We start from the raw sequence: 26,407 nt of genomic DNA on the forward strand, positions 1-26,407 counted from the left end.
TGGGCGGCGGCTGGTACGTCGATCCGACGGCCGCGGTCGCTCAGGCGGTGCTCGGGTCAAGGGCCAGCGGCTTGATCCGGCCCTCCAGCATCGCGCCCAGGCCCTGCGCGGCGCAGATGTCGGGCCGCTCGGCGATGTGCACCGGCATGCCGGTGGCCTGCCGCAGCATCTGGTCGAACCCGGGCAGCAGCGCGGACCCGCCGACCATCATGATCCCGCGGTCGGCGAGATCGGCCACCAGATCGGGCGGGCACTCCCGCAGCACCCGTCCGATGCCGTCGAGCACCGCGGTCAGCGGCGTCTCGATCGCGTCCCGGACGGCCGCGGTGTCGACCTGGACGGAACGGGCGAGGCCGGTGGCGACGTCCCGGCCGTGGATCTCCGTGGAGGCGGGGCCGTGCGGGGTGAGGCCGTTGCCGGACAGGGCGAGCTGGAGCGGCCGTACGGACTGGCTCGGCAGCATCAGCTCGTGCTCGTGGCGCAGGTGCTGGACGATCGCGTGGTCGACCGCCTCGCCGCCGACGGGCACGCGCTCGGCGGTCACGATCGACCCGAGGGAGAGGACGGCGACCTGAGTGGCTGCCGCCCCGCACACCATGATCATGGTGGCCTCGGGCCGTTCGACGGGCAGCCCGCAGCCGACGGCCGCCGCGATGAGCGTGTCGACCAGTTCCACCCGCCGGGCGCCCAGCCCGACCAGCGTCTCGATCGCCGCGCGCTGCGCCAGCGGGTCGGCGTCGTGCGGGGTGCAGGCGGCGGCGCGCAGGAACGGCTTGCGGCGCAGCTGGCGGCGGATCTTGTCGCCGAGCAGGTGCCGCAGCATGCGCTGCGCCATCTCGATGTCGACGACCGTGCCGCCGGAGACCGGGCGGACGACGCGGATGTAGTGCGGGGTGCGGCCCGTCATCCGCTCGGCGAGCTCGCCCACCGCGATCAGCGCGCCGGTCCGGGTGTTCACGGCGGCGGCGGACGGCTGGTCGACGACGAGCCCGGCCCCCTTCACGTACACCCGCGTCCGCGCCGCCCCCAGATCGACGGCGAAGTGGCAGCGGCGCAACTGCTCCAGACTGGCGGTCATGGCAGATCCTCCCGAGAGCGCAGGCCGTGCACGACCCGCCGGGCCGGCGGGCCGTGGTGAGTGGGCCGCCGGGCGGTGGCCTCCTACGCATCGTGCGGGGCCGGGAGAGCGGGCGCCCGCTGGAGGGGGCCGGGCGGGGCGCCGCCGAACGGGGGTTCCGCGCGGGGTGTCCCGTGCGGAGGGAGGGGGAGCGGGCGGCGAGGTGCTAAGGAGGTGCGGGTGGCGAGGCGCCGGAGGACGGACGCCGAGGGCCCGGCACCGGACCGTACGCCCCCACACGGGACCGTACATACCGATACCTGCATCGGCACCGATACCTGCATCGGCACCGATACCTGTACCGGCACCGATACCTGCACCGGCACTGCACCTGCGCACCGGCGGCCGGCGTCACAGGGACCGTGCCGCCTCCAGCGCCGGTGCCAGCGACCGCACCGCCACCTCGCACCCGGCCTCCCGCAGCTCCTGCTCGGCGGTCGCGTTCCGGGCGAGGCCGATGGTCCGCAGGCCGATCTGCTGGGCGGCGGTCAGCTCCGCCACCGACGAGGTGATCAGGACGCCCGTGGGGGCCGGGGCGTCCACGGAGCGCAGGGCGCGCAGCAGACAGTCCGGGTCCGGTGTGAGCCGGCTCAGATCCGGGCCGCGGCCGTGGACGCCGGCCGGCGGCAGCCGGTACGACTCCACGGCCCGGTGGACGGCCCGCTCGCACACGTCCGTCACCACGGCCACCCGCCGCCCGGCCGAGTGCAGCGCGTTCACCAGGGCCACCGCCCGGTGGGTGACCGGCGCGACCGGTACGGCGGCCAGTTCCAGCGTGTCCAGCCGGGCGCGCAGGGACGGGCCGAGCGGGTCGCGGGCGAAGACGCGCAGTACGTCCAGCGGATGCACCATCGACTCCCGGCCCGCCGCCACCGCCGGCGGACGGCCCGTCGGCGCGTCCTGCGCGGAACGGTGTTCGGCGGCGAGCGCCAGCAGCTCGTGCGCGGCCCGGCGCGCGGTCGTCGCGGTGAACAGGCGGACGAGGGGGCCGTCGAAGCCGAGCAGGACGATGTCGGCCCCGGCGAGCAGGGCGGCCGGCGTCGCCCTTCCGGCGGTCTCGTCGGCGGGGCGCGCCGCCGGGGCCGCACGCGACGGCTCGGGCGGCGGCGCCCACTCCGGCCCCAGCCGGGTCTCGCACCGCACCGCCAGCCCCGGCACCGGCCACCCGCCCACCTGGGCGTTGACCGCGCGCTGCGCGCCGACCGACCGGCGCAGGGGGTGGCGGCGGGTGATGCGGGGCGCGGTCTCCAGCAGGTGGGCCAGCAGCCGGTCCGCCACGCGCGCGGTCTGCCCGTGCACGAACGCCACCGGGTCCGTGACCCACCAGGACAGCTCGACGCTGCCCGTGAAGTCGCCCTTGCCGGAACTCGGCAGGGACACCCGGCGGGTGGCGCGGTGCGGGGTGAGGTCGACCTCGTAGTACGTCGTCGGCCGGGGCGGGGACGCGCCGTGCGGCCGGGCGGGGTCGAGCAGGGTGAGCGGGCCGTCGGGCCGGGTGTGGACGACGGCGGTGCGGCCCGGTGCGGGTATGCCGAGCTGTCCCAGGTCCGGGGTGATGAACGGCCCGCGTACCAGGTCGCGTTCCTCGTCGTCGGTGCGGTGAGCCGGCAGCGTGCAGTACCAGGCGACCGGCGGCTCGTCGGGCGTGCCGCCGAACAGCGGGCGGAAACGGTGCGGCCCGGAGGCGGCGGAGCTGTCCGCGAACACCCCGTACAGGGCGGGCGGGACGAGGACCCGGACGGGGGCGGTGCTCTCGGCGGGACTCCCGGCGGGGCTCCCGGTGGGACGCGTGGTGGGACTCCCGGTGGGGCTCCCGGTGGGACGCGTGGTGGGACTCCCGGTGGGGCTCCCGGTGGGACTCGCGGTGGGATTCCCGGTGGGGCTCCCGGTGGGACGCGTGGTGGGACTCTCGGCGCTGCTCTCGGCGGTGCTCTCGGAGAGCGGGACGGGCTCGTCGTCCGGCGGGCCGCCGTCCCGGAACGTCACCCGCAGACGCGGCGCGTTCGCCAGGTCGGCGAGGGGGCCGGGCAGCCAGCGCAGCACGGCGGCGAGGACGGGCAGCAGGTAGGCGTCCGGGTCGATGTGGACGCGGTAGCCGTCGGGGAGCACCCGCACCTCGTACTGCTGCGGGGTGAGGTCGCCCCGGGCGAGGACCTGGTGCACCGCGTACTCCAGGGAGATCCGCGCCTCGGGCCGGGAACCCAGGCCGGTGTCCGCGGCGAAGAGGAGCGTGGGGCGGGGGCGGGGCGCCCTGTCGCGGCGGGCGTCGCGGGCGCGGGCGCGGGCGCGCAGGCGGTGCACCTCGTCGTTGTGCGGGTCCTCCCGGAGGAGGGCTTCCAGCGCGCTCTCGGCGCTGTCGAACGCGCCCAGACGGAGGTCGAGTTCGGCCAGCGCGGCGCGCAGGGCGATGCGCAGCGCACGCAGACGGGAGCGGGTCCGGCGGGCGGCGGGGCCGGGGACGCCGTCGAGGGGGTCCCCGCGGAAGCGGCCGAGCGCGTGCTCGAGCGCGGCGCGGCGCTCGTCCGGGTCGCCGTCGGGCGAGCGGTCGGCCAGGACGTCCTCGCAGTCGAAGACGTCGACGCGGGCGCCGCCCGCGTGCAGGGCCCAGCCGTCGGACGTGGTGGCGAGGGTGCCGGGGCCCAGGAGGCGGCGCAGTTCCGTGGCGAGGGCGTCGACCCGGCGGGCGGCCTCGGAGCCGGCGGGCGGCCGGTCCCACACCCCCGTGGCCAACTCGTCGTAGGTCATGCGCCGCCCGGAGCGCAGGACGAGCAGGCACAGCAGGGCCTGGGCCTCCGGGGACGGCGGGGTGAGGGCGTCCCGGGGGCCGCCGACACGCAGCGGGCCGAGCATCCGGACGTCCAGGGACTCGGTGTCGCCCGCCGCCGCGAGCAGGGCCGGGGCGGCGGGCGGCAGCGGGCCCTCCGCGATACGGGTGAGCAGGGGCCGGAACCGGTCGGGGGCCGGTACGTGGGGGGCCAGCTGTCTCAGCAGCCGGTGGAAGGCCGCGGTGTCCGATGCCACGTTCCACTGCCGGGACTCCTCGCCCAGGGCGAACCGGCCGAGCACGGCCGAACCGTCGGGCCGCAGCAGCAGGCCCTCCGGGCCGTCCTGGCCGCGCACCAGACCCCGCCGGTGGAGGGCGTCCAGCCCCGCCGTGCCGCCGCACACCAGCCGGGCGAAGACGGCGAACGAGACGCCGGGACCGCTGCCGCGGACCAGCTCGGTCAGGGTCACGCCGTCGTCGAACTCCACGATCAGGAACGGGGTGTCCCCCTCCACGCCGAAGTCCCGGACCCGCACGACGTGCGGATCGTCGAGTTCGGCCAAGGCCCGCGCCTCCCGCAGGAACCGCTCCTGGGGGGCCTGTCGCTCGGGGTACAGGTGGACGGCGACCGGCTCCCCGGTCCGCTCGTCCACGGCCCGCCACAGCCGCCGCCCCGGCCCCCGTCGCTCCAGCAGGCGGTAGCGGCCGGCGAGGAGCGTGCCGCCGTCCTCCTCCCCGTCCTCCCCGTCGGCTTGCCGGGCGGCCCGCGGGGCGTCCCCGCCCAGCCGCCGTACCGTCTCGGCGCTGACCGTCGCGAACGCCCGGCCGTTCCCCTGGCCGTCGCCGTCGCCGTCACCGCCGCGATCGCCATGGCCGTCGCCATGGTCGTCGCCATGGTCGTCGCGGCTGCCGTCGCCCGGTGCCGCGCGGAACTCTCCGGCCGCCAGGCCCGCCCGGTCGTCGATCAGCCCGCCGACCCGCTCCAGCAGTTCCCGGGTGCGTCCGCGCGCCGTCCGGGGCAGGGTCCGCAGCAGCAGGTCGCGGACGCCGGGGCGGAAGGCGTACGCGCCGGCCGGGCCGGGGACGGCGGTCAGCATGCCGCTGAGGATCACCTCGGCGAGGTGCTGCGGGCGGGGATCGCGGTCCACGGCGCGCTGGACGAGACGCATCACCGGCACGGACGGCACAGCCAGCGCCAGGTGACCGGCGAGGCGGAAGGCCTCCGGGGAGGCGGTGGCGCGGAAGCGCAGGACCAGGTCCCGGGCCGGGAGGTCGGCGGGGTCGGCGGGGTCGCCGCCCGTGCCGTCCGGGGCGGGGGCGCCGGGCCGCGGGCCCAGCCAGGCCGCCGCCCCCGGCGCGCGCGCCCCGCCCGGCGCGGCCAGCAGGGCCGCCCAGTGGGCTAGCCAGGGGGCGCCCGGTTCCAGGACGGGCAGCGGGACGGCGGCCGGGTGCGGGCGCGGGGCGTCCTCGTCGTACGGGGTGAAGGCGAGGGCGGTGGCCGGGGCCGCGGCGGACGGGGAGACCAGCACGCCCGGCAGGGCCGGCAGCGCCGTGGCCGGCCACAGGTGTTCCGGCAGCGGCTGGACGACGGCCAGCGGCATCCGGGCCGCCCAGCGGCGCAGAGTGCCGTACCAGCGGTCGCCCGCCGGGCCGGGCCGCCACTGCGGGCCCATGCAGTCGCTGACGACCAGCGTGACGGTCCGGCCGTCGGCCGGGTCGGGGACGTGCGGGGCGCGGCCGTCGGGTCCCGCCGGGTGCAGGGTCACCGTGCGGAAGACGCCCGACTGGGCGAGGACGGCGTGCAGTTCGCGGACGAGGGGACGCCAGACCGGCATGGTGGGGCCGGTGTCGTGCACGAGGCTGAGGCGCAGCCAGCGGTCGTGCGCCGGACGCAGCACCGGCAGCCAGACGTCCGGGTGCGCGCCGAGCCGTGCGATGCGGTCGGCCGTGGCCCGCTCGTCCAGGAGCCGGGCGCGCGCCGACGGCACGGTCCGCTTCAGCGGGCGCAGGGCGCGCTGGAGGGCGAGCGGGCGGGGCAGCATCGGCGGCGCGGGGGCCAGCAGGGGCGTACCGCCGCCGTGGCCCTGCCCGTTCGATGGAGACGGAGACGGAGACGGAGACGACGGCGACGGGGACGTCGGCTGGGGTGCGGGTGCGGGTGCGGGCAGGTGCAGGGGGACGCGGTCGGTGGGCGGGAGCGGCGCGGGCGGGACGGCGGCGGCGCCCTCGCCCCGGTGCGTCCGGCCGGTGGGCGGTGCGGGGGAGTCGGGCGGCCGGTCCCCGTCGGCGGCCGGCGCCGCCGGGGGCGCGCCCGCCGCGTCCTGCTGCCGCCCGTCCTCCAGCCGCGCGGCCAGCCACAGCACTTCCGCCAGCTCCAGGGGGGTGGGCGGGGTCTTCCCGGCGGCGGTCAGGAGCGCGGCCAGCCTGCCGACCGCCGTACCGCCGCCCCCGCACGCCCCGTCAGAAGCCATCGCCGTCCGCCGTGGCGCTCAGATACGGCATCAGCTCGTCCGCGAGCGCGTCGCGGGACTCCGCGTCCAGGCCGGCGACGCCCGTGAGGTACAGGGCGTTCAGGAGCTGGTCGGTGGCGAGTTCGCCGTCGGCGGCGCGGGTGAGGAAGCGGTCGATCAGGTGGTCCGCCGCGCCGGGCGGGGTGTCGAGGTGGGCGCGGACGATCTCGGTGAGCTGCTCGCGGTCGGGGCGGCGCAGTTTCAGGCGGACGCAGCGGCGCAGGAAGGCGGGCGGGAACTCGCGCTCGCCGTTGCTGGTCATGACCACGAAGGGGAAGGCACGGCAGCGGACCCGGCCGCGCGCCACGGTCACCGGCGCGTCCGTGCCGTCGGCGAGGACCTCGGCGGTGGCGCCGTCGGCCGAGTGGCGGGCGGCGCGCATCAGTTCGGGGATCTCGTACTGGCCCTCCTCCAGGACGTTCAGCAGGTCGTTGGGCAGGTCGAGGTCGCTCTTGTCGATCTCGTCGACGAGCAGGACGCGGGGACGCTCGTGGGGGAGCAGGGCCGTGCCGAGCGGGCCGAGACGCAGGTGGTCCTCGACACCGCCGGGCGCACCGCCACCGCGGACGCCGGGTCCGCGCACGCCGGGTCCAGGAACCCCGGTTCCGGGAACTCCGGTCCCGGGAACTCCGCTCCCGGGTACCCCGGTTCCGGGAACTCCGCTCCCGGGCCCGCCGGTCCCGGGTCCGTCAGCGCCTGGGACACCGGTTCCGGGGGTGCCGTTCCCGGCCCGCCACACCGCCTGGCGGGCCGCGTACAGCCGGGACAGCGGGTCGTACTGGTAGAGCCCGTCGGCCAGCGTGGAGCGGCTGGTGATGTTCCAGCGCAGGACCGGCCCGAGCCGCAGCTCGCGCGCGACCGCGTAGGCCAGGGAGGACTTGCCGGTGCCGGGCGGGCCGGTGACCAGCAGCGGGCGGCGCAGGACGAGTGCCGCGTTGACCAGCTGGACGCTCTCCGGGGCCGCCACGTAGGTGCGGGCGCGGTGCAGACGGTCGGGGGAGACGGCCGCCCCGTCGTCGCCGTCCCGGGGCGGGCGCAGGACGGGCTCGCCGTCGAAGGCCCGCCAGGGCGGCGGGGCGGGCAGCCGGTCGATGCCGTCGTGCGGCTCGCTGTTCCCGGTGTAGACGGACCAGTGCGGCATGGGGGATCTCTCCGTGCGGCGAACTCGGGCTGGGGTGCGGGCGGGAGGGAGGAAGGGCGGACCGGTGGACGGTGGACGGTGGACGGCGAACGGAGGGACAGGGAACGGGCGGGCGGGCGACGGACGGACGGATGACGGACGGATGACGGACGGACGGATGACGGACGGTGGACGCATTGCCGGGCGTGCGGTGTCGGGCGGACGTGGGGGGCGGGGGCGGCCGGGCGGCGGATTCCGGCCGGGTGGCCGGGCCGGGCCGGGGCGGGTCAGGCCACGGGCGACCGGGCGTGGTCGGGGATGCCGCCGTGCGGGTCGGTGAAGACGCGCGGGTCGTCCCACAGCAGCTGGATGTCCCGCGCCCAGTGCCCCTCCTCGGCGTCCGCCTCCTCCCGCAGGGCCAGGACGCGGCGGGGCAGTTCGGCGGGCGGGACGCCGGACACGACCGCGTCGAGCTCGTCGAGGAACGTCTTGCCCGCGCACCCGTCGCCGCCCGCGCACGGCTCGTCCGGGCCGCCGTCGCAGCCGCCCCGGGACCACACCACCACCGGGGCGGGAGCGGTGAGCGAGGTGTCGAAGTGGGCGCGGGTGCGGGCCGCGGCCGGAGCGGCGGCGAACCCGGCCAGACAGGCGTCGGGCTTGCGCAGCCGCACCCGCAGCCGGGCCGGCTCCTCGGCGCCGCCGCACTCGACGCGGTGCACCCGTGCGCCGGGCAGCGTGTCGAGCCGGTTCCAGACGCGGGTCAGCTGGTGGCGGGCGCCGGCCCTGCGGCGCGCCTGGTCGGTGACGACGAGCGGGTACACACAGCCGAGCGGGGTGTCGTCGTCGGGCGCGCTCGCCCACCGGTCGACGGGCAGGTCGATCCAGTCCCGGGGCAGGGCGAACGCGATCAACTCGTCCGAGCCCGGCGTCAGATGGCGGAAGGCGGCGTCGATGCGGTCCTGGACGTACGTGGACAGCCGGGCCCGCGGAACGGTGTCGGAGCCGACCGGGTGCCGCCGCCCCCCGCTGTACGCGGACACCTCGACGAGGACCTGCCCGTCGCCCGCGCCGCTGTGCCGGAGGTCGACGAGGATGGGCGACCACTCGGGGGCGGCGGGCGCGTCGGCGGGCGCCTCGACGGGCGCCCGGAATGCCGCCTCGACATGCTCCGTGAAGCGGGCGACGGTGCCGGCCGCGTCCTCGCCGTCGATCTCGCACAGCACGAACAGGGCGGCCGAGCGCAGCGAGTCGAAGCCCTCCTCGGGCGGCTCCGGGTCGAACGGGCCGGCGGCGGCCCGGTAGAGCCGTACGGGGTCGCAGTCCAGCCCGGCGCGCACGGCCCGCTCGACCAGGTCGCGCAGCCGGGCGCGGTCGGCGGTGCGGTGGTCGGAGGTCGGGACGAGACCCGTGAGGCCGGGCCAGTGGCGGGCCATGACCTCGGTGGGCATCATCCGCCCGGTGCGCACCCCGTCCGCCCCGGAGTCCGCGGTGACCATGCCGATGACCTCGCCGGTGTCGACGAGGGTGACCGCGGCACCGCTGAACCCGGGGGCGAGCGGCTGCCCGCCGGGCGCCCAGGCCTCCAGCTGGAGCCACTCCCGGCTCAGCAACTGCGGTGCGGTGACGCGGTACTCGGCGAGGGTGCCCTCGTCGTAGCCGAACGGGAAGCCGTACACGACGAGCTTGCGCGGCTGCCGGGCGTGCGCCGCGTCGACGGGCGCCAGCGCGGCCGGTGCGATCGGGACCTCCTCCGCCAGTTCCAGTACGGCGAGGTCGCCGGGGTCGGTGGGGGAGCCGGCCCAGCCGCCGTCGGCGACGACCCGCGCCGGGACGGGGGCGGAGCCGGGCCGCTCGGTGAAGGTCACCGTCAACGCGTCCGCGGGGCCCTCGTGCACGACGTGCGCGCAGGTCAGGACCGTGCGCGGGGTCACCAGGAAGCCGGCCCCGACGACCTGGCCGGCGCATTCGATCCGGGCGTGCCACTCGGCGCTCTTCATGAGGCGGCGGACGGCTCCGGCCGGGCGGGGGCGGGTACCTGGGCGGCGGGCTCCTGCGGGGCGGCCGACGGCGACCAGGTCAGCCTCACCACGAGGTGCCCCTCCGCCGTGCCCCGGGCGATGACCGCGCCCGTCTCGGCCGCCAGCTTCACCCCGAACTCGATCTCCACGCCGTCGGGCCGCAGCGGGCCGTCCCGGAAGACCCGCAGCGCGGACTCCGCGGCCGCCCGGACGCCCTCCAGGGCGCCCTCGAAGGTCCGGGCCGCCCGGACCGCGCCGTCGCCCCGGGCCACCAGCCGCGACCCGGGCCGCGGCTCCTCGGCGGCCTCCACCGCGACCACGGCACCGTCGTCCGTCCTGAACTCCACCAGCCCTGCCACGTCGCCCCCGTCGTGCCGTCGTACCCGTCGTCCGCTGTCGTCCGTCGTCCGCTGTCGCCCGTCGTGTCGCGCCACCGCGTCGGCTTTCCGGCCCTCAGGCCCTCCAGCCCCACAACTCCACAACTCTGCGGCTCTGCGGCTCTACGCACCGACATTGTTACGGACGGTACGTGAGGTTGTCCTGTTCGCGGGCCTCCGTGCCGTCACAGGCGATGGAATCCGGCCACTTCACGGGCCGTCCGTCCGGATCACGCCCCGCTCATGAGGCCAGCGCCCGCTTCATGATCTTCCCCATGTCGTTGCGGGGCAGCGCGTCGAGGTACCGCACCACCCGGGGCCGCTTGTGCGGGGCGAGCCGCCGGGCGACATGGCCGGCCAGCTCGTCGGCGCCCGGCGGCGTCCCGGGATCCACCGGCACCACCCACGCCACGATCCGCTCCCCGAGATCCGCGTCCGGTTCCCCGGTGACGGCGGCCTCGCGCACCCCGGGGTGTTCCAGCAGCGCGTTCTCGATCTCCCCGGCGCCGATCTTGTACCCGCCGCTCTTGATCAGGTCCGTGGCCTTGCGCCCCACGATCCGGACGTAGCCGTCGGGCTCGCGCACGGCCATGTCGCCGGTCCGGAACCAGCCGTCGGCGGTGAAGGCGGCCGCGGTCGCGTCGGGCCGGTTGAGGTACTCGGTGAACAGGTTCGGCCCCCGCACCTGGATCTCGCCCACGGTCTCCCCGTCGTACCCGGCGACCGGCGACCCGTCGTCCTCCACCAGCCGCAGTTCCACGCCCGGCAGGGGCACCCCCACCGTCCCCGCCCGGGGTTCCCCGTCCGCCCGCACGCTGGTGTTCATGAGCGTCTCGGTCATGCCGTACCGCTCGATCACCCGCTGCCCGGTCGCCGCCGTGATCCGTTCGTGGTCGTGCACCGGCAGCGCGGCGGAACCGGAGACGAGCAGCCGGGCCCGGCCGAGCGCCCCGGCCAGCGCGGGGTCGCCGGGCAGCGCCTCGGCGATGCGGTGGTACATCGTCGGCACCCCGAAGAGCATGGTCGCGCCGCCGTTCAGCTCCCGCGTCACCCCCTCGGTGCCGAACCGCCCCAGGTGCCGTACGGAGCCGCCGCGCCGCAGCGGACCCAGGACGCCCAGCACCAGCCCGTGCACATGGAACAGCGGCAGCCCGTGCACCAGCACGTCGTCCCCGGTCCACCGCCAGGCGTCGGCGAGGGCGTCCAGGGTGGCGGCGATCGACCGGCGCGGGATGACCGCGCCCTTGGGCGGGCCGGTGGTGCCGGAGGTGTAGACGATCAGGGCGGGGTCACCGTCGTCGGCGTCGGCCTCACCGAAGCCGGGGCGCGCTCCACCGGCCGCCCCGCCGGCCCGCACGTCGACGTCGACCCGCTCGAACCCCTTGAGCGGATCGGGCAGTTCGTCCCCGGGGGCGGCCAGCACCAGGGCCGGCGCGCTGTCGCCGAGGATGTGCCCGAGCTCCCGCTCCCCGGACTTCGGGTTCAGCGGTACGGCCGCGGCCCCGGCGAGCAGCACGCCCACGACGGCGACGGCGGTCTCCAGGGACGGCGTCGCCCACACGGCGACCCGGCGCGCACCCGCCAGACGCCCGCCGACGGCGCCGGCCGCCGCCGCGAGCTCCGCGTACGTCAGGGACCGGGCGCCGAAGCGCAGGGCGGCCTGGCCGGACGGCTGCTCCGTCACGGCCGGGAAGAGAGAGGACACGCGGTGCTCCTTCGGGAAGACGGACGCCGGGGACCGGCGCCGGGGCGGCCGACGCCGGATGGCCGACGTCGCTGCCGCCAGCATCGTCCATACCCCGGAGCGGGTGTCGTCCGGTGCCGCCGGAGTCCGATGTGATCTACGCCGCCTCCACCACGCCGGCGGCGGCACGACGCACGTCGTCCGGCCCGCCGGCGTCGTTCGCGCACGTCACCAGGGCCCGGACCGCCGCGTCCGGGGCCGGCTCCGAGGCGAGCGGCCCGCGGCCTCCACCGCAGGTGACGGCCGGACGGGTTGCCGCGGTCGCACGGCCGGCGGTTAGCCTGCCCGGACACCCGCCGCACCAGAAGGAGTCCGCCGTGCCCCGCATCGCCCTCGTCACCTACGACCCCCGCCCGGAGCCCAGCAGGGACAGCGACCTTCCCGTCCTGCTGCGGGCGCTGACGGAGGCCGGGGCCGAGGCGGAGGCCGTGCACTGGGACGACGAGGACGCCGACTGGGCCTCCTACGACCTCGCCGTCATCCGCTCGACCTGGGACTACAGCTGGCGGGCGGCCGAGTTCACGGCGTGGGCGGAGCGCTGCGCCAAGGCGACGCGGCTGGCGAACCCGGTCGGCGTCGTGCGCTGGAACGCCGACAAGCGCTACCTCGGCGACCTCGCGGCGGCCGGGGTGCCCGTCGTCCCCACCCGCTACCTGGCGCCCGAGGACGCCGGGGACGGTTCCGGTCTCCCGGTCGACCACGAGTACGTGATCAAGCCCACCTCGGGGGCGGGCGCCCGCTACGCCGCCCGCTACACCCCCGACCGGCACGACACCGCCGTACGGCACCTCGCCCGGCTGCACGAGGAGGGGCTGACGGCGATGGTGCAGCCCTACGTGCGGTCCATAGACACCGGGGGAGAGCGGGCCCTACAGTTCTTCGGCGGGCGGCTGCTGCACGCCAGCCGCAAGCAGGCCGTCCTGGCCCCCGGCACCGCCTTCGACGAGGACAAGGTCGCCCACCCCGGGCTGGAGCCGTGGACCCCGACCCCGGCCGAACGCGCCGTGGCCGAGCGGGCCCTGGCCGCCGTCCCCGAAGCGCCCGAGCTGCTGTACGCCCGCGTCGACCTCGTGACGGGGGACGACGGGGAGCCGCTGGTGATGGAACTGGAACTGGTCGAGCCGAACCTCTTCCTGTTCCTGCACCCGGAGTCGGTGCCCCGTGTCGCGGAGGCGATCCTGGCGGCCGCCACCGGCTGACCGCCCGCCGCCCGCGCCTGTGTCCTTGCCGGCTGCTCCCGTCTGCGTCCCTGTCGGTCGCCCGCGCGTGTGTCCTCGCCGGCTGCCCGCGCTTGCGTGTGTCCTTGCCGGCCGCTCCCGTCTGCGTCCCTGTCGGTCGCCCGCGCGTGTGTCCTCGCCGGCTGCCCGCGCTTGCGTGTGTCCTTGCCGGCTGCCCGCGCCTGTGTCCTTGCCGGCCGCTCCCGCCTGCGTCCCTGCCCGCCGCCCGCGCCTGCGTCCCTGCCGGCCGCTCCCGCCGACGCCCCTCGCCGGTCCCCTGTCCGGTCCCGCCCCGCTACCCCCGTACCGCCGTCCGCTGCAACAGACCCCACGTGAACTCGGCGGCCACCTCCCGGCGTACGCCCCGGCGGTCCGGGGCGGTGAAGGCCAGGCCCCAACGGGTGGGGGCCGAGCCCTCCAGGGGACGGGCGGGGGCGAAGGCGCGGGCGGCCTCGTCGACCGTGCACGACCAGGGGGTGAGGTCGTCGAGGGTGCGCAGGACCGGCGGCTCGGCTCCGGGGGCGCGGACCAGCCACTCGTTCCAGACGGCGCCGCCCGGGGCGGTGAGCACCTCGAAGCGCAGGCCGGGCCAGAGCGGGAGCGGCCAGAGCCAGGCCTCGCAGTCGAGGTCGCCGATCCTGCGGGGCGTCCTCGACTCGGGCTCGCCCAGCACCGAGCGGTACCGGGAGAGCGAGCCCCGGGCGCGCGGCGACCGCACCATCGCCTGCCACCGCTTGTTGGCCTCCCGCATGCCGGCCAGGGAGACGCCCAGCCCGCGCCGGGCGTCCTCCACCAGGTCCGGGTTGTGGTCGGCCATCCGGCGCAGCAGCACCAGCTGGAAGTCGAGGCGGGTGAACGGGCCGGCGGCGCGCTTCTCGGACGGCATGGGTCCCATCGTCGCCCATGCGCGGTCCGTCCGAGGGGCATGCGCGGTCCGTCCGCGGGCGGTGCTAGGGCCGTGCGCGGTCCCTCCGCGGCCCCTCCACCGTCCCTCCGGGCGTCCCCTCGGGCGTCCCCTCGGACGTCTCCTCGGGCCTGTCGTCAGGTACTTCCCGTCGGGTGCACCTCTCCCGACCATTGCCCGCCGCGTCGCTGTGTGACTAGCCTGTGTTCGTCATGCCGATCGCCTGTTGAAATCTCGAACAGGCACCTGAGTCGACTTAGGGAGGGGGCCGGTCGTGGGACGACTCGTACCTGCCGTGACCCGAGCTCTCGACATTCTCGAGCTCTTCCTCGACGGGGACGGGACACTCTCCGCCCCCGACATCGTGCGCAGACTGCAACTGCCGCGCACCACCGTGCACGAACTGGTGACCACGCTCGCCGCCCGGTCATACATCGTCCCCGTGCCCGGACAGCCGGGACGTTACCGCCTCGGTGTACGCCCGTACCAGCTCGGCAGCCGGTACTCCGAGCAGCTCGACCTGGCCGCCGAGGGCCAGCAGGTGGCCCGCACCGTCGCCGAGACCTGCGACGAGACGGTCCACGTGGCCATCCTCGAAGGCGCGGACGTCATCTACATCGCCAAGGTCGACTCCACGCACGCCGTGCGCATGGTGTCCGCGGCCGGCCGTCGCCTCCCGGCCCACTGCACCTCCGTCGGCAAGATGCTGCTGGCCTCCCTCCCCGAGCCGGAGCTGGCCGCCCGTATCCCCGACGACGCCGACCTCGTCGCCATGACGCCGAACAGCATCACCGACCCGGGCGCCCTGCGCGAGGCCCTGGCGGAGATCCGCGAGCGGGGCGTCGCGGTGGAGCGCCGTGAGTCCAACCCCGACGTCAGCTGTGTGGCGGCCCCGGTGCGCGACCGCACCGGCCGCGTCGTCGCCGCCCTGTCCATCTCCGTCCCCATGATCCGCTGGAGCGACGAGCGCCGCGCCGAACTGGAGCAGCTCGCCGCCAAGGGCGCCGCCGAGCTGTCCGAGCTCCTGGGCTACCGGAGCGTGGCATGACGGCGACCCGCACGACGGCGTACGAGGTGGCGGTCCGGGCCGAGGCGACCCTCGGCGAGGGGCCGACCTGGGACGCGGCGGCCGGCCGGCTGCTCTGGCTGGACATCCTGGGCGCGCGCCTGCACACCTACGACCCCGCCACCGGCCGGCGCACGGTCCGGGTCGTCGACCAGCACGTCGGCGCGGCGAAGCCCCGCGCGGGCGGCGGACTGGTCCTCAACCTCCGGGACGGCGTGGCCCTGCTGGACGCCGACGGCGAGGGCCTGCGCTGGCTCCACCACGAGCCGGTCCCCGGCCGCCGCGCCAACGACGCCGCCGTCGCCCCCGACGGCTCCCTGTGGGCCGGCACCATGCGCTACGACGAGGCCCCCGGCGGCGGCACCCTCTCCCGCCTCACCGGGGCCGGCCCGGCCGAGGTGGTGCTGGACGACGTGACCGTCAGCAACGGCACGGGCTGGAGCCCCGACGGCCGCCTCATGTACTACATCGACTCCCCGACCCGCCGCGTCGACGTCCTCGACCACGTGGACGGCCGGGTCTCCGGCCGCCGCCCGTTCGTGGAGATCGAGGACGGCGCCGGCTTCCCCGACGGCCTGACGGTCGACGCGGAGGGGTGCGTGTGGGTGGCGCTCTGGGACGGCGCGGCGGTGCGCCGCTACACGCCGGCGGGCGTACTGGACCGGGTCGTCGAGCTGCCGACCCCGCGCGTCACGGCGTGCGCCTTCGGCGGGGCCGACCTGACCGACCTGTACATCACGACGGCCCGGGTGGGCCTGGACGCCCCGCACCCGGTGGCGGGCTCCCTGCTGGTGGTCCCGGGAGCGGGCCGGGGCGTGGCCCAGCCGGCGTTCGACGGCTGAGCGCCGCCCCGAGCGCCGATCTCCGGGGGGTGGGGCCGCACGGCCCCGCCCCCTCCGCCCGCCCCCTCCGCCTACTCCAGTCCCGCCCGCTTCATCTCGTCCCCCGTCAACGGCGGCCCGCTCAGCGCCGGCCGCAGCGGCCCCACCAGCGCCGCCGCCACGACCGACGGGGCCAGCAGCACCTCCGGGCCCCGCTCCAGCGACGTCACGTCCGTCACCCGCCGGGCGATCCGCCCGTTCCCCGTGGCCGTGCGCATCAGCCGGTCCACGTACGCGGCCACCATCCGGTCCCGCAGGGTCGGTCCGCCCTCCGTCGCGCCGGGGTAGAACACGTCCTGCCCGATCGCCAGCTGCCACGCCGTGCCGACCGGCTTCGCCACCGCCTTCTGGACCCGGCGGGACAGCCCCGCCGACCCCCACCCGTGACGCCGCGTCACCTCCCGCAGGAGCAGCGCGCTCTGGGCGGCCACCGCCAGCCCGTGACCGTAGACGGGGTTCAGCGCGGCGAGTGCGTCACCGATGACGGTGAAGTTCTCGGGCCACGCCGGCATCCGCTCGTAGAAGTGCCGGCGGTTCACGGTCGTACGGGTGAAGGACACCTCGGTCAGCGGCTCGGCCTGTTCCAGGAGACGCCCGATGAGAGGGTGCCGCAGCTCCTCACGGGCGAAGCGGACGAAGTCGTCCGCGGCGGCGGTGGGCTCGCCGCCGCGGGTGCCGGTCAGCGTGGCGATCCACCGGCCGTCCTCGATGGGCAGGAGGAAGCCCGACCGCCCCGGCCCCGCGGCCCGCGGGTCGAGCTGGACGTTGACGACGGGGAAACCGGAGCGGGCGTGCTCGGGCGCGCGGTAGAGCCGGCTGGCGTACGCCAGGCCGGCGTCGACCTCGCGCCGTTCGGCGGCGGGCAGCCCGAGGGCCGTCAGCCAGTGGGAGGCGCGGGAGGAGCGGCCGGTGGCGTCGACGACCAGGCCGGCCGCGAGGACCCGTTCGCCTTCGCCGGGCACGCGCACCCGTACGCCCGTGACGGCCGCCGCGCCGCCCTCCAGACCCACCGCCTCCGCCCCCGCGAGCACCTCGATCCGGTGGTCGGCGAGGACCCGCGCGCGGACGGTCGCGTCCAGCAGGTCCCGCCCGGCCAGGATCACGTGATGGGACTCGGCCCAGCGCCGGAACCAGCCCTGCGGGGACAGCCCGACCACGTCCGTGGTGACCGGCGCCCGGCGCGCCCCGGCCTCCCGCAGCGTGTCGGTGATCCCGGGCAGCAGTTCCTCCACGGCCCGTACCCCGCCCGACCACAGCATGTGGGCGTGGCGTGCCTGCGGCAGCCCCTTGCGGGGCGCGGGCCCCTCGGGCAGTACGTCGCGCTCGACGACGACCACCCGGTCGGCGAACCCGGCCAGGGCACGCGCCGCGAGCATGCCGGTATGGGATCCCCCGAGGACGACGGCGGTTCTCGCGGGGGTGGACGGTTCAGTCATGCGTGGACACGCTCTCTGCCGGGGCGGCCGCGCGGGCGCGTACCGCGGTGATCTCGTCGGGGCGGCGCAGGATGTCGGACACGGCCTGGATCTCCCGCAGCAGGTAGGTGGTGTCGGGCTCGGACGAGGACGCCGAGCCGGACGCGCCTCCCGAGGCGGCCGGCACCCCACGCCCGGCCGCACCCGACGCGCCCGTCGCACCCGACGCGCTCGGCACGGCCGTCGAGCCGGTCGAGCCGATTGTGCCCGACGGGGCCGTCGTGCCGGGGGCACAGGTCGCGCCGGCCTCGGAGAATTCGGCGGACGGCCCGGACGGCCCGGACGGCCCGGACGGCCCGGACGGCCCGGACGCTCGTGACGTACCGGGCGTATCGGAGGCGGCGGACGCATACGGTGTCCGTGCCCCGCCCGACGTCCGTGCCCCGCCCGACGTCCGTGCCCCACCTGACGTCCGTGCCCCACCTGACGTCCGTGCCCTGCCCAACGGCCCCGCCCCGCCCGGCGTCGAAGCCCCGCCCGGCGCCCCGGGCGCCCCGCCCGCGTCCGCGCGCTCCCGGGCCGCGACGGCGTCCAGGATGGTCACGGCGGCGGCGAGGGCCCGGGCCCGGTCCTGGTCGTGGCCGAGGGCGAGGGCCGCGTGGTGGGCCCTGCGGCGCAGGTCCTCGTCGAGGTGGCGGGAGAGTTGCAGGAGCGCGTCGCGGATGAACGTCTCGCGGCGGATCAGGCGCAGTTCCCAGGTGGCGCGCAGCGCGAAGGGCTCGCGGCCGCCGCTGACCGTCCGCACCAGCCGGGAGAGCGGCTCCAGGTTCCGGTGCCGGCGGCGGACCAGCCAGCGCTCCTGGAGGTACTGGCCGGCGTGCGGGACGATGAAGCCGACCGCGACCAGGGTGGCGGCGATGCAGGCGGCCGACGGGGCCACGTTGGTGTTCAGCCAGTCCAGGTCGTGCCCGGTCCAGCGGGCGGCCACGGCTGTCAGTTTGGCCGCGCTGAACAGCAGGTTCGTCGCGTAGCCGACGCCCAGGAAGCGCAGGCCCCAGCGCAGCCAGGCGTCGAGGCCGTCGGTGCGGATCCAGTTCCAGATGAGCCGGGCGGTGATGGAGCAGGCCACGGTGTGCGCGAGCAGGTAGAGCAGGATCTCCTCGCGCATGAACGGCGTGGTGGCGTAGTACGTGTCGAGGTCGCGGATCTGCTCCACGGGCACGTCGGCGAGCGCGAACAGCACCCACAGGGCGACCACGACGGCCGCGTAGGCCGAGACGACCCACCGGGTGGCGCGGCGGGTCTGCGGCGAGCGCTCGGTGCCGCCGTTGCGCCAGGCGATGATCAGCAGCAGCCAGGACGCGGACAGCGCGGTGAGCAGGGAGTACACCCAGGGCGCCGCGATGTTCGGCACACCGGTGACCCGGTTGGTCCAGGCGATCGTGCCGGGTGCCGCGAAGACGAACACCGCGCAGGCGAACACCAGCAGGCCGCCGACGGCCCGCAGCAGCGGGTCCCGCCACAGCTTGAGGATGCTGGGCAGTTTGATCGCCAGGGCGGCGGTCAGGACGACGGTGGGCAGCCAGAACGAGACGTACACGCCGCTGAGCAGGTTGCCCGCCAGCGGGGAGGCCCCCGGCCCGGCGAGCCCCGCGGCCCCCGTCACCGCGCGGTACCCCCGCGCCCGCGGTAGCCCAGGGTCCGCTGGACCGGGTCGGGGGGCGTGCTGCGGGCCCGTCCGGACAGGTACGGCCGGAGGGCGGCCGCGAGCCGGTGCCCGAAGGCGTCGGCCTCGGCCTCGTCGTCCTGGCGGGAGCCGTCGCGGGCGGCGACGGCCAGGGCGATGTCGTCCCAGCCGGGCCGTCCGGCCAGCGCGTGCGCGGCGGCCGCGCCCACGCCGTGCCGGTGGTGCCGGTGGCCGGCGTGCAGATGCCACAACTCATGGCCGAGGATGACCAGTTGCTGGACGTCCTCGGCGCGTTCCTCGACGATGACGAGGTCGAAGTCGTGGAACTCCACGCACAGCCCGGTCACGTCGAACTCGTCGGGGAACCGTTCGAAGCGCAGTTCCACGGGCCGGCCGCCGCGCAGCGCCGCCATCGCCTCGCACAGGGCCCGGGACACCTCCCGCACTCCGGCCGGGGGGCGGGGCCGCGCCCGCAGTGCCGCGGAGAGGCCGCCGGCCAGTTCGCGCATGGCCGGGCCGGTCCTGGCGCGGCGCAGCGCCGAGGCGATCCGGGCCGCCCTGCCGCGGGTGCCCGACCTGTCCATCCGGTCCCCTCTCCCACCGCCCCGCGGCGGCCTGTTCGAGCCTACGCGGCCGGATGTGTCCGCGTCACGCGATGCCGTTCACAGGTTCTTCTCCGGCACGGGCCGGAGTTCTTCTCCGGCATCGGCCGGACGGAAAGCCCTGTCGGGGGCGGGCCGGAAGTCCGTCCCGGAAGTCGTGTCAGAACCATTGACGCGCGGCCGTATCGAACCTACGGTCCCGTTCGAAGTTACGAGCGCTATTCGACATGCCGAACGACAGGGGCAAGGTATGGGACAACCTGGCCTGAACCGCAGGCAGCTTCTGGCTGCCGTGGGAGGACTGACCGTCGCTGGAAGCTTCGGCTTCGCCGCACTGGGCACAGGAGCCGACGCACTCGCCGCCGGTTCTCAGACCCGGGTGCGGTACTGGAACCTCTTCAGCGGCGGTGACGGATACAACATGATCGCGATGCTGGACTCCTTCCGCGAGGAGCATCCGGGCATCGCGGTGAAGGACTCCACGCTCCAGTGGGGCAGCCCCTTCTACACCAAGCTGGCCATGGCGGCGGCGGGCAACCGCGCACCCGACCTCGGTGTCATGCACCTGGGCCGGGTGACCGGCTTCTCGCCGGGCCGCCTCCTCGACCCGTGGGACGTCGACCTGCTCGCCAAATACGGTGTGCGGGAGGCGGACTTCAACCCGGAGCTGTGGAAGCGCGCCGTCATCGACGGCAAGCTCTACGCCCTGCCGCTCGACATCCACGTCCAGCTCTGTTACTACCGCAAGGACGTGCTGAAGAAGGCGGGACTGCTCGGTGCCGACGGGCGCATGGTGCCCGTGACGTCGGTCGACGAGTGGTTCGACGTCCTGAAGGAGGCCAAGAAGGCCACCAAGAAGGGCCTGCAGACCATCGGCCTGTGGCACAACGACCAGAACTTCCAGTGGTGGTTCTTCGTCGCCTTCTACACCCAGCTCGGCGGCACCTGGTTCAACGACGCCAACACCGAGGTCACCTTCGACACCGACAAGGCCACCCAGGTCCTGGAGTTCCTGCGCCGGCACATCACCGACGGCTACGCCAACCCGGCCTACGGCGGCGGCGCGGGCGCCGAACAGTTCGTCAACGGCGCCCCCTTCGCCTGGGAGGGCAACTGGTCGGTGCCGGTCTTCGACGCCGCGAAGGTCGAGTACGGCGCGACCCCGCTGCCGCCCGTCTTCGGCACGCAGGCCACGCACGCCGAGTCGCACTCCTTCGTGCTGCCGCACCAGGCGGAGCGCGGCGGTGCCGCCAACGAAGGCGCCCACCGGCTCGCCGCCTACGTGGTCAAGCACGCCCGGCAGTGGGCCGCCGGCGGCCACATCCCCGCCTACACGCCCACCCTGTCCACGGCCGCGTACCAGAAGCTCGAGCCGCAGAACGAGTACGTCTCGGCCATGGACCACCAGGCCACCGAGCCGAAGGTGTGGTTCGCCGGCTCCACCGGCATCCTCGCCCAGCGCGTCGGCCCGATCGTCGTCTCCTCGACGGTGGGCTCCGCCAAGCCGGACGCGGTCGCCCGCCAGATGAAGAGCACGCTCACCGAACTGCTCGCCTCGAAGAACCCCATGGACGGCAGGACCGCCGCGCAGGGAGGTGCGGTCGCATGACGACGACCAGTGCAGAGACCGTCATCGCACCGGCCCGCGCCAAGACCGCCGTGCCGAGTGCCGCCGTCCGCCGCAAGCAGGGCTTCCAGCACGGCGGCTGGTTCGTCGCGCCGTTCCTGGCCCTGTTCGCCCTCTTCGTGATCTGGCCGCTGCTGCGCGGCGTCTACCTCAGCTTCACGGACGCCAACATCTCCGGTGACGGCGCGAGCTTCGTCGGCCTCGACAACTACCGCGAGGCCCTCCAGGACGAGCTGATGTGGGACGCGCTCGGCCACAGTGCGTACTTCACGCTCCTGGTCGTGCCCTGCATCACCGTGATGGCCTTCCTCCTCGCGATGCTCGCCCACCACATCGAGCGCGGCAAGTGGCTGTGGCGGCTGTGCTTCTTCGCCCCGTTCCTGCTGCCCTCCACCGTCGCGGGCAACCTGTGGCAGTGGCTGTTCAACCCCGGCACCGGAATGATCAACTACGTCTTCGGCCTGGAGACGCCCTGGCTGACCGACAAGTCGTACGCCATGCTCGCCGTCGTCATCACCACCCTGTGGTGGACGGTCGGCTTCAGCTTCCTGCTCTACCTCGCCGCCCTCCAGGGCATCCCCGGCCACCTCTACGAGGCGGCCAAGCTGGACGGCGCCAACGCCTGGCACCGCATGGTGCACATCACCCTGCCGATGCTGCGCAACATCACCGGCCTCGTCATCGCCCTCCAGATCCTCGCCTCGCTCCAGGTCTTCGACCAGGCCGTCGTGATGCTGGACTTCGGGCCCGGCCCGGAGAACTCGACCAGGACCTTCGTGCAGTACACCCTCGAAGAGGGCTTCACCAGCTACCGCGTGGGCTACGCCTCCGCCATCTCCATCATCTTCTTCGTGATCATCGCGGCCGTCGCCCTCGGGCGGATGTGGCTGCTGCGCAACCGTGAGGAGGGCGGCCGATGAGCACCGCCGCACAGACCCGCGTCAAGCCCCGCAGCAGTTGGCCCGCCAGCCAGATCGTGCTCACCGTCCTCGGCGTCGCCGTCTCCGCGGTCTTCCTCGCCCCCCTCGCCTGGGCGCTGTTCACCTCGCTCAAGTCGGAGACCGAGGCCGTCGAGGTGCCGACGCACTGGCTGCCGAAGGAGTGGACGGGCCAGGCCTGGTCGGCGATCTTCGAGTCCGGCAACATCACCAACTGGTTCCTGAACTCGCTGGTCGTCTCGGTGTGCGTGACCGCCGTCGTGCTGACCGTGGCCGCGCTCGCCGGATACGGCTTCGCCCGCACCGAGTTCCGCGGCAAGAACCTCCTGCTGGGCGTGGTCATGGCCGGTCTGATGGTCTCCCCGGCCGTCCTCGGCGTCCCGCTGTTCACCACGGTCCAGCAGATGGGCATGGTCGACACCTACTGGGGCATGATCCTGCCGCAGTGCGCGCCCGCCGCGATGGTCTTCATCCTCTACAAGTTCTTCCAGGGCATCCCGCGCGAACTGGAGGAGGCCGCGTTCATCGACGGCGCCGGCCGCTGGCGGGTCTTCTTCACCATCGTCCTGCCGCTCGCCCGGCCCTCGCTCGCCGCGGTCGGCATCTTCACGTTCATCGCGTCGTGGAACAACTTCCTGTGGCCGTACATGGTCACCAACAACCCCGACCTGATGACCATGCCGAACGGCATCGCGACCGTCATGAACTCCTACGGCATCCAGTGGGCCCAGCTCATGGCCGGCGGCCTGATGGCGGGCCTGCCCCTGATCATCGTCTTCGTCTTCTTCCAGCGGCAGATCGTGACGGGTGTCGCCCACACCGGTCTGGCCGGCCAGTAACCCTTCCGAGGAGAGCCTGAGTTGAAGCGCTTCAGACTCGCCGCGCTGCTCGCCGCCGCAGCCGTGGCCCTGCTCCCGACCACCGCCCGGGCGGACACCGCCTACCCCGACCCCCGGCCGATCACCGGCCAGGAGATCATCCACGACCCCACCGTCTCCCACCTCAAGTCCGGCCCGTACGTGGCCTACTCCACCGGCGGGATCATCGGCGCCCGCCTGTCGGACGACGGGACGCAGTGGGACGACGCGGGCAACGCCTTCGCCGAGCCCCCGAGCTGGTGGTACGAGTACAACGACACCGGTGACCCCTGGGCCCCCGACCTCTCCTACCGCGCGGGCCGCTACTGGCTCTACTACGCCGTCTCCTCCTGGGGCACCAACCACTCCGCGATCGGCGTGGCCACCTCCCCGAGCGGCCTGCCCGGCACCTGGACCGACCAGGGCAAGGTCTTCACCTCCGAGACCAGCGACACCTGGAACGCCATCGACCCCGCCCTGATCCAGGCGGACGGCAAGCTGTGGATGGCCTTCGGCTCGTACTGGACGGGCATCCGGATGGTCGAGCTCGACCCGAAGACCGGCAAGGCGGTCACCGGTGCCACCGTCCACCACCTGGCGACCCGCCCCGACGCGCCGTACGCGGTGGAGGGCCCGTACATCGTCAAGCACGGCCGCTACTACTACCTCTTCGCCTCCTACGACGCGTGCTGCTCGGGCGTGAACTCGACGTACAAGATCAAGGTCGGCCGCTCCACCTCGGTCACGGGCCCCTACGTCGACAGCACGGGCGCGGCCCTGCTGGAGGGCGGCGGCGATCTGGTGCTGGAGGGCCACGGCAGGTACGTGGGGACGGGCGGCCAGTCCGTCTTCCAGGACAAGGGCGCCGACTGGCTCGCCTACCACTACTACGACGCCGAGGACGACGGCACGCCCAAGCTGGGGCTCAACAAGCTGAGCTGGCAGAAGAACGGCTGGCCGGTCGTCCGGTAAGGCGCGCGCCCCGCTCCCACTCCTCCGCAGACGGAACACGACCCCCCTCGAAAGGAAGAAATGCGCACCGCCCGTTTCACCCTCGACCCCGCCTTCACCGTCGGTGAGGTCAACCCCCGCCTGTTCGGCTCCTTCGTCGAGCACCTCGGCCGCTGCGTCTACACGGGCATCTACGAGCCCGGCCACCCCACCGCCGACGACGCCGGCCTGCGGCAGGACGTCCTGGACCTGGTCCGCGAACTCGGCGTCACGGCCATCCGCTACCCGGGCGGGAACTTCGTCTCCGGCTACAAGTGGGAGGACTCCGTCGGTCCGGTCGAGGAGCGCCCCCGCCGCCTCGACCTGGCCTGGCGCACCACGGAGACCAACCGCTTCGGCCTCTCCGAGTACATCGCCTTCCTGAAGAAGGTCGGCCCCCAGGCCGAGCCCATGATGGCCGTCAACCTCGGCACCCGCGGCGTCGCCGAGGCCATCGAGCTCCAGGAGTACGCCAACCACCCCTCCGGCACGGCCCTGTCGGACCTGCGCGCCGAGCACGGCGACAAGGATCCGTTCGGCATCCGGCTGTGGTGCCTGGGCAACGAGATGGACGGTCCCTGGCAGACCGGCCACAAGACCGCCGAGGAGTACGGCCGCCTCGCCGCCGAGACCGCCCGCGCCATGCGCCAGATCGACCCGGGCGTCGAACTCGTCGCCTGCGGTTCCTCCGGCCAGTCCATGGACACCTTCGCCGAGTGGGAGGCGACGGTCCTGAAGGAGACGTACGACCTGGTCGACTACATCTCCCTGCACGCCTACTACGAGCCGCACGACGGCGACGTCGACTCCTTCCTCGCCTCCGCGGTGGACATGGAGTCGTTCATCGACAACGTCGTCGCCACCTGCGACCACATCGGCGCCCGCCTGAAGTCCAAGAAGAAGATCAACCTCTCCTTCGACGAGTGGAACGTCTGGTACCTGTCCCGGACCGAGGCCGAGGTCAGCGCCCTGGACTGGCCCGAGGCGCCCCGCCTGCTCGAGGACAACTACAACGTCACCGACGCGGTCGTCTTCGGCTCGCTGCTCATCGCCCTGCTCCGGCACGCCGACCGCGTCACCGTCGCCTGCCTCGCCCAGCTCGTCAACGTCATCGCCCCGATCATGACCGAGCCGGGCGGCCCGGCGTGGCGCCAGACGACGTTCTTCCCCTTCGCGCAGGCCTCGAAGTACGGCCGGGGCGAGGTCCTCGACGTGCGCGTGGACTCCCCGACGTACGAGACGAAGCGGTACGGCGAGGCGGACCTGCTGCACGCCACCGCCGTGCGCGGCGAGGACGGCACGGTCACCGTCTTCGCCGTCAACCGCGGCCGGAGCGAGGCGCTCCCGCTGGAGGTGGCGCTGGGCGGTCTCGGGGTGACCCGGCTCGTCGAGCACAGCGTGCTCTCCGACGCCGACCCGGACGCCCGCAACACCCTCGCCGAGCCCGAGCGGGTGACCCCGCACGCGGGCGAGGGAACGGCGGTCGCCGACGGGACGCTCACGGCGACGCTGGAGCCGATGTCCTGGAACGTGATCCGGCTGGCCTAGGGTCTGTCCGGCCGACGGGCCCCGGCCGGGGTGCCGGTGCGCCGCCGCCCGGCGGCGCACCGGACAATGTCCGTATGAGGATCTCGGCACGGGCGGACTACGCGGTGCGGGCGGTACTGGAGCTCGCCGTACGGCAGGGCGGCGACCCGGTGAAGGCGGAGACCGTCTCCGCCGCGCAGGGCATTCCGCACAAGTTCCTGGAGGGGATCCTCGGCGACCTGCGGCGCGGCGGGGTCGTCGACAGCCGGCGCGGAGGGGGCGGCGGCTACCGGCTGGCCCGCGACCCCGGGAGCATCACCGTCGCGGACGTGATCAGGGCGGTCGACGGCCCGATCGTGTCCGTCCGCGGCGAACGCCCGACCGACCTCGCCTACACCGGCTCCGCCCGGCCCCTGCTGCCGCTGTGGATCGCCCTGCGCGCCAACGTCCGCCAGATCCTGGAGGGCGTCACGATCGCCGACATCGCGGCGGACGCCCTCCCGGACCCCGTACGGGCCCTCGCGGCGGAACCGGCGGCCTGGGAGAACCCCTGAGCCGGCCGGGCGGAGCCCGTCAGCGGCGGGCGGCGGTGCGCTTCGGCGGCGCGATGCGCACCCGTGTCTCCGCGGGGGCGTTCTCTATGTCGTCGAGCTGCGCGACGATCGTGGCGCGCAGCTCGTCGTAGTCCTCGAAGGTGTGGTCCTTGAACAGCGTGTAGCCGGTCCACATCAGGTTGGCGCACACCCGGGCCGGGACCCGGCCGGTCCGGGCGCCCATGCCGACCAGCGCCACCGAGGTGATGCTGCCCGGCGCCCGGTCGTTCTGCCGGTGGATCGCCTGGAACGCGGCGGCGCACGCCAGGGCCACGTTCAGCGTCTCGCTCACGTTCTGCGAGGACGTCTCCATCGTCGGCGTGGAGATCAGGAACCTCGGGTTGACCGCCCCGGACGGCACGCACACCCCACGCGTCGGCCTCCTGGTCGAGGAGCGAACCCTTGCGGATCTCGACCCCGGGGGTGTCGGCGAACGCCGCCCGCCAGGCCTCC

The 26,407-nt window shown here is 74.9% G+C and carries 19 protein-coding genes and 1 pseudogene; 9 read left to right on the forward strand and 11 right to left on the reverse strand.

From position 1 onward, the window contains the following. Positions 1–40 precede the first annotated feature (40 nt). From ACIP67_RS08690 to ACIP67_RS08715, 6 genes are all read right to left on the reverse strand, one after another. Entirely contained in the window at positions 41–1,078 is a 1,038-nt protein-coding gene (locus ACIP67_RS08690) for a rod shape-determining protein (RefSeq protein ID WP_401689476.1), read from the reverse strand. Between the two features lie 390 nt (positions 1,079–1,468). Continuing rightward, positions 1,469–6,352, reverse strand: a complete 4,884-nt coding sequence (locus ACIP67_RS08695; RefSeq protein ID WP_401689479.1) for an SAV_2336 N-terminal domain-related protein — start codon at positions 6,350–6,352, stop codon at positions 1,469–1,471. Next, positions 6,342–7,532 carry an AAA family ATPase gene (locus ACIP67_RS08700; RefSeq protein ID WP_401689482.1) on the reverse strand — a complete coding sequence of 397 codons (1,191 nt, stop codon included), beginning with the start codon at positions 7,530–7,532 and terminating at the stop codon, positions 6,342–6,344. The genes ACIP67_RS08695 and ACIP67_RS08700 overlap by 11 nt, the downstream gene beginning before the upstream one ends. 266 nt (positions 7,533–7,798) lie before the next feature. Beyond that, a complete protein-coding gene (locus ACIP67_RS08705) occupies positions 7,799–9,508 on the reverse strand; it encodes a trypsin-like peptidase domain-containing protein (RefSeq protein WP_401689485.1) in 1,710 nt (569 codons plus the stop codon). After that, positions 9,505–9,888, reverse strand: a complete 384-nt coding sequence (locus ACIP67_RS08710) for a CU044_2847 family protein (RefSeq protein WP_401689488.1) — start codon at positions 9,886–9,888, stop codon at positions 9,505–9,507. Before ACIP67_RS08710 ends, ACIP67_RS08705 begins: the two co-directional genes overlap by 4 nt. 259 nt (positions 9,889–10,147) lie before the next feature. Further along, on the reverse strand, positions 10,148–11,611 hold the full coding sequence (locus ACIP67_RS08715) for an acyl-CoA synthetase (RefSeq protein WP_401689491.1): 1,464 nt from the start codon (positions 11,609–11,611) through the stop codon (positions 10,148–10,150). Between the two features lie 356 nt (positions 11,612–11,967). On the opposite strand from ACIP67_RS08715, the gene ACIP67_RS08720 reads away from it, so the two are divergent. After that, complete coding sequence (locus ACIP67_RS08720; RefSeq protein WP_401689494.1) at positions 11,968–12,849, forward strand: RimK family alpha-L-glutamate ligase; 882 nt, start codon at positions 11,968–11,970, stop codon at positions 12,847–12,849. Between the two features lie 313 nt (positions 12,850–13,162). On the opposite strand, the gene ACIP67_RS08725 is transcribed toward ACIP67_RS08720, so the two are convergent. Then, positions 13,163–13,762 carry a hypothetical protein gene (locus ACIP67_RS08725; RefSeq protein WP_401689497.1) on the reverse strand — a complete coding sequence of 200 codons (600 nt, stop codon included), beginning with the start codon at positions 13,760–13,762 and terminating at the stop codon, positions 13,163–13,165. 283 nt (positions 13,763–14,045) lie between these two features. Between ACIP67_RS08725 and ACIP67_RS08730 the strand changes: the two genes are divergently transcribed. Continuing rightward, positions 14,046–14,819, forward strand: a complete 774-nt coding sequence (locus tag ACIP67_RS08730; protein ID WP_401689500.1) for an IclR family transcriptional regulator — start codon at positions 14,046–14,048, stop codon at positions 14,817–14,819. Then, positions 14,816–15,679, forward strand: a complete 864-nt coding sequence (locus ACIP67_RS08735) for an SMP-30/gluconolactonase/LRE family protein (protein ID WP_401689503.1) — start codon at positions 14,816–14,818, stop codon at positions 15,677–15,679. The genes ACIP67_RS08730 and ACIP67_RS08735 overlap by 4 nt, the downstream gene beginning before the upstream one ends. A gap of 71 nt (positions 15,680–15,750) precedes the next feature. On the opposite strand, the gene ACIP67_RS08740 is transcribed toward ACIP67_RS08735, so the two are convergent. The 3 genes and pseudogenes from ACIP67_RS08740 to ACIP67_RS08750 all read right to left on the reverse strand — a co-directional run bounded on the left by ACIP67_RS08740 (position 15,751) and on the right by ACIP67_RS08750 (position 19,404). Beyond that, positions 15,751–17,154, reverse strand: coding sequence for an NAD(P)/FAD-dependent oxidoreductase (locus tag ACIP67_RS08740; RefSeq protein WP_401689506.1), 1,404 nt, complete (start codon positions 17,152–17,154; stop codon positions 15,751–15,753). Between the two features lie 517 nt (positions 17,155–17,671). Beyond that, positions 17,672–18,745: pseudogene (locus ACIP67_RS08745) on the reverse strand (MAB_1171c family putative transporter); the annotation flags it as partial. 50 nt (positions 18,746–18,795) lie between these two features. Beyond that, positions 18,796–19,404 (reverse strand): toxin-antitoxin system, toxin component family protein, encoded by a 609-nt coding sequence (locus ACIP67_RS08750; protein WP_401689509.1) that lies wholly within the window; start codon positions 19,402–19,404, stop codon positions 18,796–18,798. Between the two features lie 268 nt (positions 19,405–19,672). Between ACIP67_RS08750 and ACIP67_RS08755 the strand changes: the two genes are divergently transcribed. The 6 genes from ACIP67_RS08755 (at position 19,673) to ACIP67_RS08780 (ending at position 25,915) form a co-directional block, all read left to right on the forward strand. Next, on the forward strand, positions 19,673–21,031 hold the full coding sequence (locus ACIP67_RS08755) for an extracellular solute-binding protein (RefSeq protein ID WP_401689512.1): 1,359 nt from the start codon (positions 19,673–19,675) through the stop codon (positions 21,029–21,031). Further along, positions 21,028–21,969, forward strand: coding sequence for a carbohydrate ABC transporter permease (locus ACIP67_RS08760; RefSeq protein WP_401689514.1), 942 nt, complete (start codon positions 21,028–21,030; stop codon positions 21,967–21,969). The genes ACIP67_RS08755 and ACIP67_RS08760 overlap by 4 nt, the downstream gene beginning before the upstream one ends. After that, entirely contained in the window at positions 21,966–22,826 is an 861-nt protein-coding gene (locus ACIP67_RS08765; protein WP_401689517.1) for a carbohydrate ABC transporter permease, read from the forward strand. Before ACIP67_RS08760 ends, ACIP67_RS08765 begins: the two co-directional genes overlap by 4 nt. A 21-nt stretch (positions 22,827–22,847) precedes the next feature. Beyond that, positions 22,848–23,816, forward strand: coding sequence for an arabinan endo-1,5-alpha-L-arabinosidase (locus tag ACIP67_RS08770; RefSeq protein WP_401689520.1), 969 nt, complete (start codon positions 22,848–22,850; stop codon positions 23,814–23,816). 60 nt (positions 23,817–23,876) lie between these two features. Continuing rightward, positions 23,877–25,382 carry an alpha-N-arabinofuranosidase gene (locus ACIP67_RS08775; RefSeq protein WP_401689523.1) on the forward strand — a complete coding sequence of 502 codons (1,506 nt, stop codon included), beginning with the start codon at positions 23,877–23,879 and terminating at the stop codon, positions 25,380–25,382. Between the two features lie 74 nt (positions 25,383–25,456). Continuing rightward, positions 25,457–25,915: an RrF2 family transcriptional regulator gene (locus ACIP67_RS08780; RefSeq protein ID WP_401689526.1), complete on the forward strand. Its 459-nt coding sequence runs from the start codon at positions 25,457–25,459 to the stop codon at positions 25,913–25,915. 19 nt (positions 25,916–25,934) lie between these two features. On the opposite strand, the gene ACIP67_RS08785 is transcribed toward ACIP67_RS08780, so the two are convergent. Next, complete coding sequence (locus ACIP67_RS08785) at positions 25,935–26,315, reverse strand: hypothetical protein (protein ID WP_401689529.1); 381 nt, start codon at positions 26,313–26,315, stop codon at positions 25,935–25,937. Between the last annotated feature and the right edge of the window lie 92 nt (positions 26,316–26,407).

The organism is Streptomyces sp. NPDC088812 (assembly GCF_044750285.1).
GTDB lineage: Bacteria > Actinomycetota > Actinomycetes > Streptomycetales > Streptomycetaceae > Streptomyces.